At 56.3% G+C, this 10461-nt stretch carries 10 protein-coding genes; 4 read left to right on the top strand and 6 right to left on the bottom strand.

The window, feature by feature from the left end; genetic code table 11:
* Positions 1 to 156: 156 nt before the first annotated feature.
* Genes AD944_RS02200 through AD944_RS02210 form a run of 3 tightly spaced genes read right to left on the bottom strand, consistent with a single transcriptional unit; the run spans position 157 to position 2224 of the window.
* Positions 157 to 1158, bottom strand: coding sequence for a zinc-binding dehydrogenase (locus AD944_RS02200; protein ID WP_039998456.1), 1002 nt, complete (start codon positions 1156 to 1158; stop codon positions 157 to 159).
* On the bottom strand, positions 1158 to 1673 hold the full coding sequence (locus tag AD944_RS02205; RefSeq protein ID WP_039998457.1) for a GNAT family N-acetyltransferase: 516 nt from the start codon (positions 1671 to 1673) through the stop codon (positions 1158 to 1160). Before AD944_RS02205 ends, AD944_RS02200 begins: the two co-directional genes overlap by 1 nt.
* Positions 1670 to 2224: a TetR/AcrR family transcriptional regulator gene (locus AD944_RS02210; protein WP_007396814.1), complete on the bottom strand. Its 555-nt coding sequence runs from the start codon at positions 2222 to 2224 to the stop codon at positions 1670 to 1672. The genes AD944_RS02205 and AD944_RS02210 overlap by 4 nt, the downstream gene beginning before the upstream one ends.
* 110 nt (positions 2225 to 2334) lie before the next feature.
* Here AD944_RS02210 and AD944_RS02215 point away from each other — a divergent pair, with 110 nt between their 5' ends.
* Positions 2335 to 2940 (top strand): glutathione S-transferase family protein, encoded by a 606-nt coding sequence (locus AD944_RS02215; RefSeq protein WP_045543313.1) that lies wholly within the window; start codon positions 2335 to 2337, stop codon positions 2938 to 2940.
* A 78-nt stretch (positions 2941 to 3018) separates the two neighbouring features.
* Here the strand turns inward: AD944_RS02215 and AD944_RS02220 are convergent, their stop codons facing one another.
* The 3 genes from AD944_RS02220 to AD944_RS02230 form a co-directional block, all read right to left on the bottom strand.
* Entirely contained in the window at positions 3019 to 6084 is a 3066-nt protein-coding gene (locus AD944_RS02220) for an efflux RND transporter permease subunit (protein WP_045543312.1), read from the bottom strand.
* On the bottom strand, positions 6081 to 7079 hold the full coding sequence (locus tag AD944_RS02225) for an efflux RND transporter periplasmic adaptor subunit (protein ID WP_052427269.1): 999 nt from the start codon (positions 7077 to 7079) through the stop codon (positions 6081 to 6083). Before AD944_RS02225 ends, AD944_RS02220 begins: the two co-directional genes overlap by 4 nt.
* A 195-nt stretch (positions 7080 to 7274) precedes the next feature.
* Positions 7275 to 7883 (bottom strand): TetR/AcrR family transcriptional regulator, encoded by a 609-nt coding sequence (locus AD944_RS02230; protein WP_007396818.1) that lies wholly within the window; start codon positions 7881 to 7883, stop codon positions 7275 to 7277.
* A gap of 118 nt (positions 7884 to 8001) precedes the next feature.
* Between AD944_RS02230 and AD944_RS02235 the strand changes: the two genes are divergently transcribed.
* From AD944_RS02235 to AD944_RS16185, 3 genes are all read left to right on the top strand, one after another.
* The gene (locus AD944_RS02235; RefSeq protein WP_230975727.1) at positions 8002 to 9516 is read left to right on the top strand and encodes an efflux transporter outer membrane subunit; all 1515 of its coding nucleotides are present in this window, start codon (positions 8002 to 8004) and stop codon (positions 9514 to 9516) included.
* Entirely contained in the window at positions 9513 to 10130 is a 618-nt protein-coding gene (locus tag AD944_RS02240; RefSeq protein ID WP_145912907.1) for a hypothetical protein, read from the top strand. The genes AD944_RS02235 and AD944_RS02240 overlap by 4 nt, the downstream gene beginning before the upstream one ends.
* Positions 10131 to 10293: 163 nt before the next feature.
* Positions 10294 to 10461 (top strand): LysR family transcriptional regulator (locus AD944_RS16185; protein ID WP_156477242.1); only part of this gene is annotated, 168 nt, incomplete at its 3' end.

The raw sequence follows: 10461 nt of genomic DNA on the forward strand, positions 1-10461 counted from the left end.
ACCGCACCAATCCCGCGCAGCGGGTTCGTTCTACCCCCCCGTTGCTGCCATTAGTCTACGCTTCGAAACCCCTGACAGCCCGAAGTCAGTCATCACACAGTTTGGAAACTCTACTCGCGCGCGTCACTGAGGCCCGGGCACGCTGGTATTACGGCTTCAAGCCTCAATGCGCACGAGAATCTTTTTCCCCTTGATGCGCCCGTGCTTCAGGGCGGAGAGGCTTGCCGGCAGGTCATCGAACGCGGTGACTATATGCGGCTGGAGGCCGAGGGCACCAATCCGCACAGCGTCGAGCAACTGCGCTCCGGCCTGGCGCCACTCCCGCCAGTTCTCCGCCGTCGCATGGCCGTGCGCGCTGTTCAGCGCGACTTCATGCAGGGACAGCGCCGTCGTGAACGGCGGCAGAGGCGGTGATTCCAGCCGATCCTGAATGCAGACCAGATGTCCGTTATACCCCACCAGTGGCGCCAGACCGCGTGCATACGCCCCGCTCGTGGTGTCGAATACAGCAAAGAGGCGGCGCGGCCCGAGTGCTACGGTCAATTGCGCACGCCAGCGCTCATCGCGATAATCGAACGTACCGGCAACGCCCAACGCAAGCAGCCGTTTGTGATGAGCCGGCGACGCGGTCGCCCAGACACGCCAGTTCCGACGCAATGCCAGTTGCACCAGGATCAGCGACACAGCGCCGCCAGCCCCGGTCACCAGTACATCCCGGTTCGGCATATCCGGTACCTTGGCGAGCGCCTGCCACGCCGTCAGCCCCGGACACGGAATTCCGGCGGCGCTCTCGTCGCTGACACCGTCGGGAATAACGAGCGCACAATCGGCATCCACGATCGTATATTCCGCGAAGCTACCCGGTTTGCCGATCCCCTGATGATATGCGATCCGCGTTCCCAGGGGGATACTCACGCCGTCGCCGACCTCCGCGACGATTCCGACACCGTCCACGCCCGGCACATGCCCCGGCCTCCATCCGTCGGGACTGGCGGCAATGACTTTCCAGTCAACGGGATTGAGCGCGATCATGGTATTCCGCACGACGATCTCACCCGGTCCTGGAGACACGAAGGCCCGGTCCACCAGTTGAAGCTGTTCGGGCTCGCCCGGCGCGTGCCAGCTCCAGGCACGGTATGTCGTTACGGAAGCGTCCATCACCGATCGTCCCTCTTGCGCTGTAAAAGCAGCGTCTGCTCCGCTCGGAAACAAGCGCTGCCTTTCAGAAAATATCCGCATTTCTCCGCGACCCTGCACGACGTCGCGTGTTCCGGTGCGATGATACAGACCGTGCGATCCACGCCGCGCCCGTCCATCCATGCCAATGCAGCCTGAAGGGCTTCGGTCGCAAATCCCTTGCCATGCGCCCAGCGCGCCAGAACCCAGCCGGCTTCCGGCGCAGCGTCCAGAGATGGCTCGATATCGCGCTTCCAATCGGCGAAGCCGACATCGCCGACATAGCGCCCATCCGCTTTCGTGCGGACACACCAGTATCCATAACCCAGAAGATCCCACAAGCCCCGATAGCGAAGAAGGCGAAACCAGCACTCCTGTTCCGACGATGGAACACAGCTGATGTGTCGAACGACATCCGGATCGCTCCACATCGTATGTAGATCGTGGAAATCCGTCATCTGATGAAGCGAGAGACACAATCTTTTGGTTTCGATCACAGTGGTCTCCCTTCCCGATCACCAATACACAGGGCACGTTCCACAGCATGCCGGAGCGGTTCCATGTCGCCCTCGGTCGTGATCCAGAGCGTTGCCCCTTCGAGTTGCGCGAGTGTATCCGTCGCGACGGATACCGGTTCAGAAACTTCCCCGGCGTCCAGAATCCCGGCCATCGCATCGCGCAATCGTGCGAAAAACGTCCGCACCGCGTCCCGAGCGTCCGGTGTCTGCGCCGTCACGCCATACGCGAGATGCAATCCCACGCAGCGCCCTCGTGCCTCGAACGTCTCCGCGATCCTCCCGATCAGCATCCGCCAGGCAGCACGCCAGTCCCCCGCTGGATCCGGAAGATCGACCAGCGTATCGTCGAGAGTCAGGGCCAGCACTGCTGGCACCAGCGATTCCTTCGACGGAAAGCGCGTGTAGAGGCTTTGCGGACGCAGACCCACGCGATCGGCCAGATCGCGCATGGATGCCCCTTCGTAGCCATATTCGCGAAACAGTTCGCGGGCTTCGACAACGATCTGGTGGATAGGAACGGGTTCTCTCATTTCGCCTTTGACTCACGAACAGTCGTTCGTCACACTAGAGCCCATGGTGCTGCCGGGCAAGCTCCGTCTGTCTCCTGCCCTCTTAATTTCCAACCACAGGACACTCCGTGATGCTTCTCTATGATCTGGACGTCTCCGGAAACTGCTACAAGATCCGGCTTTTCGCGGCCCTGACCGATACGAAGCTGGATCTCGTTCCGGTCGATCTCGCAGCAGGTGAGAACCATGATCCGGATTTCCGGAAACTGAACCCGTTCGGGGAAGTCCCGGTTCTGCTGGATGGTGACTTCACACTTCGGGACTCTCAGGCCATCTTGGTTTACCTTGCCGCCCGGCTGGCGGACCGCGCTTGGTGGCCTGAAGACGCCATGTCACAGGCCACCATCACGCAATGGCTTTCAGTGGCGTCGAGCGAGGTGCGCAACGGCCCCAACGCCGCCCGTCTGATCCGGAAATTCGGGTATCCCCTCGATATGGGCACTGCCATGCGCTGGACCGACAAACTCCTGCCGGTGCTTAATGCGCATGTCGAGACACAGGACTGGTTTGCGCTCCGCCGGCCTACAATTGCCGACTGCGCTCTCTTTCCCTACCTTGCACTAGCACCCGAAGGCGGTATCAGCCTTACCCCCTACCCGGCTCTTATGCGCTGGCTCGATCGCGTCCGCGATCTACCGGGTTTTATCCCCGTACCGGGTCTCTACGGAGATTGCTGAGACATGAAGGCAGTTCCTGCCGTTTTGAGGTCATATCACAGCAATATGTGCAGAAAGCAAAGATCTAAGCGGGAAATATCAGCCATGTTCGGCATGAATCGTCCCCAATGACTTCCTCGGCCAGAGAGTATATAATGCTGGCAGAAAAAGGAGTGTCAGCACGGTACCGGCGGCAGTTCCGCCAATCAGAGTAAATGCCAGTGCTCCCCAAAAAATCGACTCAGTCAGTGGAATGAATGCCAGGACTGCCGCCAGGGCCGTCAGGATGACAGGGCGTGCCCGTTGTATCGTGGCTTCGACAACTGCATCGGAAAACTCCATGCCGTCTGCCAGATTAGTGTGGATCTGACCAATCAGAATTAGCGTATTGCGCATCAGGATGCCTGAAAGACCGATGAGACCAAGGATCGCATTAAACCCGAAGGGCTGGTGAAACAGGAGAAGCGTGGGAACCATTCCGATGAGGCCGAGAGGTGCCGTCAGAAAGACCATCGTCATCGCCGATAGAGATCGGGTTTCGACAACGATAACCCCGAGCATGAGCAGAATCATGATCGGAAAAATCGGTGCCATTGCTGCGTTGGCCTTCGCGGACTCTTCGGTATTACCTCCCGTTTCAATACGATACCCTTCTGGAAGGGTCGTTCGCAAAGGCTGCAGCACTTTGTCCAGTCGCGCGGCGACCTCGGGCGGCTGAAGCTGATCATTGATATCCGCCTGCACGGTCATCGTCGGAATGCGATCTCGCCGCCACAGAACAGGCTCTTCGCTGCGATATTCCAGCATGCCGATCTGCCGCAGCGGGATACGACGGCCGTCACCGGCAATGATATCCTGATCGAGAAGCCGGGCCGGGTCTGCACGAGACTGGCCGTCGGAGCGCACGATCAGATCAACCGACCGAATATCCTTGGTAGCCTGGGCCGCGCTTATGCCCTGCAACATAAATCGGGTTTGACGCGAGACAGTGTCAGGTGAGAGACTCAACTGCGCCAGCCTGCTCTGATTCATCACGAAATGCAGGGATGGCTGTTTTTCTCCCCAGTCGGTATTCACCTGCCGCGTCTCGGGATCGGCCCGGACAATATCGCTGACCTGCTGAGCGATATGACTTACTGTTTGGGCGTCCGGCCCCATGACGCGGTACATGATCGGAAAATGCGTATAAGGACCAAAGACGAACTCGGTCGCACGCACCCTGGCCTCTGGCGCCAGGCCCTTCGCGACTTCCTGGCGCAAGCTATCGCGCAGCCTGTCTCTCTGCTTCGCGTTTGCGGTCATAATAACGATTTTTGCAAATGCCGGATCAGGCAGTTCCGGATTATACGCCAGAAAGAACCGGGGAGCGCCCCCACCGATATAGCTTGTGACGCTGAGAGTTTCAGGCTGCTTCTGTAGCCAGTCACTGACTTTCCTTGCTGCTTCGGCCGTGCTTTCGATGGGTGCTCCTTTCGGCATTATTACTTCTGCCAGCAGCTCCGGTCGATCCGAACTGGGAAAAAACTGCTGCCGCACAAATCCCATACCGACAAACGCCAGCACGAACAGGCAGACCACGCCTGCACAGACGGCCTTATTATGAGTTATTACGCTGCGGACCAGCCGCCTGAAACGCTCATACCGTGCGGATTGATACGGTGGCTGCGCATGTGCTGCCCGGAGATCAGGCAGAAATTTGACACCCAGATAAGGCGTAAAAATAACGGCGACAAACCATGACGTGATGAGAGCGAACGCGACGATCCAGAAGATGTTTCCTGCGTATTCACCTGCGGCTGATTGTGCAAAACCGATAGGTGTAAAACCAATGATCGTCACGAGTGTTCCCGCGAGCATCGGTGCCGCCGTGTGAGACCATGCGTAGGACGCGGCCGCAATACGGTTCATGCCCTCCTCAAGCTTCACGACCATCATTTCAATAGCAATGATCGCGTCATCGACAAGAAGTCCAAGTGAGATGATCAGGGCGCCAAGCGTGATCCGATCGAGCGCGCGCCCCGTTACAAGCATGAGGATCATGACGATTGCCAGCGTCAGAGGCACGGCAGCTGCCACAACGAGACCCACACGAAAGCCGAGGCTGATAAAGCTGACCAACATGACGACGCTCAACGCCACGAAGAATTTCAACATGAACTCGCCGACGGCCGCGTGAATATTTTGCGCCTGATTAACGATCCGCGTGAGCGTAATCCCGACCGGCAGGCTCCGGTTGATCCCATCTTCAGCATGAGACAGCGCAGCACCGAGCTTCAGGCCATTCCAGCCAGGCCGCATGACAACATTGAGAACCAGGCTGGACTGGTTGTTATGACGGGTCAGAAAATCCGGTGGTTCCTCATAACCTGTGTGGACCGCCGCGATATCACCCAGTCGAACAGTCCGGCCCCCCACACTGATCGTTGTGTTTCCGATAATGTCCGGTCGCGACAGTGGTTGCCGCGTACGAACATAAATCCGACTGGCACTGGTTTCGACAAAACCCCCATCTACAACATCATTCCGTTCCTGAAGCGTCTGGATAACGTCCGTTACGCTCAGGCCGAGTTCCGCCAGCTTCGAGTGTGAGAGATCGATATACAGCCGCTCCGGCTGCTCCCCGACAATCGCTACTTTTTGGACCCCTGGCACATGCAGAAGCTTCTCTCTCACGGTCTCCGCAGCACGGGTCACCAAGAAGAGCGGAACATCCCTGCCTTCAAGGGTATAAACCGTGAAGACCACGTCGGAATATTCGTCGTTGACGAAGGGGCCAATAGCACCTCGTGGAAGCACATGCGCGCTGTCCCCCAGTTTCTTCCTCGCCTGATAGAACTCCTCCGGCACGGCAGATGGAGGTGTATTGTCCTTGAGGGTGAGCATCATGACCGCCATGCCGGGGCGTGCCATTGTTTCCACCCGGTCATACCAGGTCAGCTCCTGCAAGCGCTTTTCCAGCGGATCGGCAACCAGATCCTGTACCTCCTCCGCTGTAGCGCCTGGCCATAGAACAGTGGCTGTCAGCGTCTTGACGGTAAAACTTGGTTCCTCTGCACGGCCGAGTGCAAAGAAAGCATAGGCACCGGATAGGGCGAGCGCGACGATCAGGAACAGCGTGATCGCCTGTTCCCTAACCGCCCATGCCGAGAGATTGAACGCCTTCATTGCATCTGCGCCTGGTCAGACGCGATCGTCACAACTTCCCCCGCATGGAGGTCATGGACACCAGCAGCGACCACCTGTAATTCGCCGGAAGCACGCAGGTCGCGCATTCTCTGATCGGGCATTATAACAGCCGCGCTGCCTTCAACACGCCGGAGAGGCACCGGGTGAAACGCGACCTTCTTGTTAGATGGTTCGATGATCCATACGCCCGGTGCGCTTCCCATATCGAAAAGAGCAGAAAGAGGAACGACCATATCGTCGGACAGTGACGATGTCAGCGTAACAGTGAGCGTCTGTCCGATCCGTAAGTTCGTCGGAAAATTCGGGATGATGTACCGTGCGTTCACCGTTCTAGTTGCAGTATCTTCAATAGCGGCGATCTGGCGGAGCGACGCGGCGCGCGTGATGATCTGATCGCTCTTTGCATCTGAAACGATCGCTGAAGAGCCGATAGGAAGATTCATGTCTTCGGGGAGATCAACCGACGCCTCCAGAGGACCGGCTGATGCGAAGGTCAGGACCTGTTGGCCTGCCGATACAACATTACCGGCCTCGGCAAAAACGGAAAGCACCGTACCGTCATGGTCGGCCCTCAAAACCGTATAGTCGTCCCGGTCAGTCGCGATCCTGCGATTGGCGTCCGCCGCCATGAGTTGTGCGTGGAGACTTTCGGCACGACTGCGTATTCCATCGTAGAAAGACTTCGACACGGCGCCCGTCTGATCCAGACCCCGATAACGACGTTCGTCAGCCGCTGCATTCTCCCAGGCCGCACGCAACGATGCCGCATTAGCGCTCTGGCTGGTCACGTCATGCGCAAGATCGGTTCTGTCGAGGGTCATCAGTACATCACCGCGATGTACGACCTGACCCTCGTCGACCCTCCGGGAAACTATTTTCCCCGCAACACGAAAGGCAAGCGTGGGCTGCACGCGTGCTGCGACGACAGCGGGATATATCGGGGACGAAGAGGTCGTGCTGCCGGGAACAATCACAAGGACGGCACGCGGAGCCGTGCGCGGATCTGACGGCGTATGCCTATTGCAACCAACTACGGGCATGAGGAGCAATATGCCCAGCCACTTCCCGAAAAACCGTCTTCTTGGCGGCATTCAAATTGCTCCCTCGATACATCGTAGGAGCCATCTTCGCCGCGAGTGATGATATTGTCAATTCGTCACTTGTTAATTCTATACTGAAAGGCTCCTCAGCACCAGGCCGGCCAGGAGAGAGGCATCCTCAATAAGGGTATTATGATTGAACTCGAGAAGCACGGGATGTCTGACAGGCTGGAGTGCAAGGACCACTCCACGGCAGGCTTCTTCTAGTGGAGTCTTGCGCTCAAACTCTCCTGCGTCCCTGCCATCGGCAATCACCGATCTGACGTGTGACAGCAATTCCGCGTCGAAGTCGGCGGCCGTCGACCAGCCTTCTTCCAGAGCCGCGAGCACAATGTCGTGCATTTTCCGGTCATTGAACAGAAGGTCGATTCCGTCACGGGCAAGGGTCAGAAAGATGAGGCGAAGCCTCTCCGACGCTGGTTTGCCGGAGCCCATGGCATCCTTGACGTCCGCCATCACCCGCTCGTGACACTGGCGACAGATCTCTTCGCCGATAGCCCGTTTGGAATCAAAGAACTTGTAGATATATGCAGTCGAGAGACCGATCGCCTTGGCAAGGTCAGCGACAGTCGTTTTCTTGTATCCATAGTGGCGGAAATGCTCATTGGCGGCATCGAGAATCTGCTCCCGCCGCTCATGGTCTATCGGGCCTCTCTGACCTTTGCCTGCTGACTGCATCCGAACCTCACGTCGAAAAAGGGAACACTTAATTCATACGTTGAGCTACTCACGTTGACAATTAGTGACGATTTATGGAACACGTCATACGCCACACTCCATGCGGCTGCACCAATTCATGACAGAGGTTCCCCAGGTGATTCAGAACCGTACCCTGAAGGAAGGAACGCGTTGCCTTATTTACCCAGGGGCGAGACGCCGCCCCGCCGCAGCCATTATTCGACAGTCGGTATTCGCCGCAGTGATGTCATGCCTGACGGCATGCGCTGTCGGTCCGAACTATCGGACACCACAAATATCGCTTATCCCGTTCCACAATGTCAGCAAAACAGCGTTCTCGATATCTTCCTCGGAGAACGCGGTTTCTTGGTGGAAATCATTTCATGATACAGAACTCGATAAAATTGAGTCCCGAGTGCTTACCCAGAATCTTGATCTGAAGGCAGCCTATGCGAGAGTGCTTCAGGGACGGGCAATCGCGCGCTCAGCAGCCGCACAGATGTTACCAACTCTCGATTTTTCCCCTCAGGTTTCGGCGACAAGATTGTCCGAAGAAGGACTCATCGGTCACATTGTTCGGGAAATTCCACACTTCAATCGGGATTATCGCGAGTACAACGTCGGTGGGGTGGCAAGTTGGGAACTGGACATCGCCGGCGGTTTGAGAAGAGCACACGAAGCCGCACGGGATGAGTTTCAGGCTGCTGAGGCAGAAGGTGATGGTACGAGACTGAGCCTCGCGGCCGAGGCTGCCGATACATACCTCCGCATCCGGGGCGATCAGGCCCGGCTACGCATAGCCAGGGATGTTTTCACCTCCAACCAGAAGATGATGGACCTTATCCGGCAGCGTCGCAGTCGAAATGTTGCCGACGACCGGGAATTGTCCTCTGCTACAGTAGTCGTCGAGGCCGCCCGGCAAAACATGATCGATATAGAAAAAGATGAGGAAACGCAGTCAAACCGACTTGATGTCCTGATGGGAACACAGCCCGGAACATACGCTGTAGAACTCAGGATTTATGCTGAATTACCCGCTGTTCCCGCACCATCCGCGAATGCGCAGCCTCTGGAAGTTCTCCGGCGTCGGCCCGATGTTATCGCCTCGGAAAGAAGACTGGCAGCAAGCAACGCCCGCATCGGCGAGGCTCTGGCAAATTATTATCCAAAAATATCTCTTCAGGGCGCGCTGGGTTTCGAAAGTATGAGCCCGCAACAGCTATTCACTGCGCCTGGATTCCAGCCGACTGCGACAGGAGCATTACGATGGCGCATTTTCGATTTCGGAAAAATATCCAGCGATGTTTCCCGTGCTCGTGGTAGTTACGCAGAGGCGCTCGCCAGCTATCAGGCCACCATGTTACGCGCAGCAGAAGATGTAGAAGATGCATTCTTTCATCTTTCCCAGACACGGCAAGCGATCGCGTCACAAATGCATAATGTTGAAGCGTTGCACCATGCTGCGGCTCTCACATGGCAGTCCTATACAGCGGGCACTCTGGCTCTAAATGATGCCCTTCAAGCAAACATCACCTTATTGAACGCGCAGGATCGACTGGCATCCATGCGGGCAGAAGAGGATCGCGCCGCAGTTGAATGCTTTCGCGCACTTGGGGGAGGCTGGCAGTCGTGAATATTACCGATCGCATCATGAATGTTCTTATCCGGAGCGGCGAAACTCTCACAACGTCATCCGATCTCGATCAAGTGTCGCCTGAATATGATTTCAAAGAACAACATGCAATCAAGGTCAGAAGCGATCAGAACTCATTGTTCAAAATCGCTTTGGCATTCAAGCTGAGGGACGACCCTCTTATCCGTTTCTTCCTTTCGCTACGCTTTCCGGCGCGACGTCTGAAAGCATCTGATGCAACGGATATGTTTGATTTTGAAGATTTTATCGTCCTTCGCGAAATTCCCTCCAAAGAAATCATACGCGGCCTTTTAGGCACATTCGATTCTTCGAATACATCTCCTGTGATGCGATCCCCCTCTGATTTTATCCATTTTACTCGGCCCGGTTTCTATAAAGTGTTTGTATCAATTATGGTAACGTCAATTACAAAAGGCGAGTGCCTCCTAACTACAGAAACGCGAATAAAATGCACAGATAGAAAAACAAAGCGGCTATTTCTTCCCTATTGGATATGCATCCGGTGGGTAAGTGGTATTTTACGGCTACGAATGCTAAATCACATCAAGAAAATTTCTGAACAGGGCGGAGACATTAATGTCTCCGCAAGATGAGTTTTATCAGCGTCATTTTATTTAGCTATGTTTTCGGAGGCGTAATAACACCCAATCACAGGATAAAACTGCCATGTTTATTCTGCCCATCTATGCTCGTTTTATACAATTAACGGACAATACGGTTTTGAAACCATGCCGTAGCAAGATGGTGTGACGGGCCATGCGGCGCCCACCGTTCGATCTGTGGCAACTCCTATGCGTGCGGGCAATCGCCGAGCAAGGCAGTATCCACGGCGCGGCACGTTTCCTGAACACCCGGCAATCGGCCGTCAGCCGCTCCCTGCACAACCTCGACGCGGATTTCTCACACTTGAGGCAATTTCGGGTC

This window comes from Acetobacter tropicalis, from assembly GCF_001580915.1.
In the GTDB taxonomy this organism is placed as follows: Bacteria; Pseudomonadota; Alphaproteobacteria; order Acetobacterales; family Acetobacteraceae; genus Acetobacter; species Acetobacter tropicalis.